The organism is Citrobacter sp. Cb080 (genome assembly GCF_030334745.1).
In the GTDB taxonomy this organism is placed as follows: Bacteria; Pseudomonadota; Gammaproteobacteria; order Enterobacterales; family Enterobacteriaceae; genus Citrobacter; species Citrobacter braakii.
On record NZ_JAOWDG010000001.1, the window covers coordinates 1 to 705 of the forward strand.

General features: G+C 56.5%; 2 protein-coding genes. Both read right to left on the minus strand.

The window, feature by feature from the left end:
- A partial coding sequence (locus tag OGV38_RS00005; protein ID WP_286472814.1) for a host cell division inhibitor Icd-like protein occupies positions 1-538 on the minus strand: 538 nt, incomplete at its 3' end.
- Positions 535-705 (minus strand): helix-turn-helix transcriptional regulator (locus tag OGV38_RS00010; protein WP_286472816.1); only part of this gene is annotated, 171 nt, incomplete at its 5' end. The genes OGV38_RS00010 and OGV38_RS00005, both read right to left, overlap by 4 nt.

Sequence of the window (705 nt, forward strand, 5' to 3'; positions counted from 1 at the left end):
CCGCAACCGGCAGACGGCCAGCGAACGAGAGAACGTAATCGCGAACGAGAGAAAGACGTGCGGCGTGCTCATCACCGGCAACGGTGCGGAGCATACAAATACGGGGGGTACGGTCTGCGCGACGAACAGCGGCAAACACAAAGACAAGCTGCGGGTGTGACGGGGTGAGGGTCGTAGCCATAAGGGCAACCTCCATAGTTAGCTGGTTACAGCTACCACCGGAGTTCCTACGCTCATGGGTGGTAGCCCAGACGGGGGTAGGAATACCGGTAACTATGAGAACCGGCCAGCCCGAAAGCTGCCCCGCCTGAGCCACCATTACGCGATACCCACAATGGCGAAAAGGCCACTGTGTATTGAATGGGTGCATCAAGGCACAGACACAAAAAAAGACGCAAGGCGCGTCCGGTGTCGCCATAGTTAAACACGGGTTCCTACGCCCGGCTGCCGATTTTGCGACAGCGGGAAAACTATACCTGGAAACGGCGAAAAGAAGCAAGCCAGAAAAAGAGGTTGTTTGCTGAATGGTCATCATCATGCGTCATAACCCCGGTTACGTTCGGCAATGCGATCCGCCATCCATGCAGTGATTTCAGACTGCGCCCACGCCACGTTTTTCCCACCAAGGGAGATTTGTTTCGGGAAGGCTTCCCGGCTGATGAGGTCGTAAATGGTCGAGCGGGACAGGCCGCACAGATGCATCAC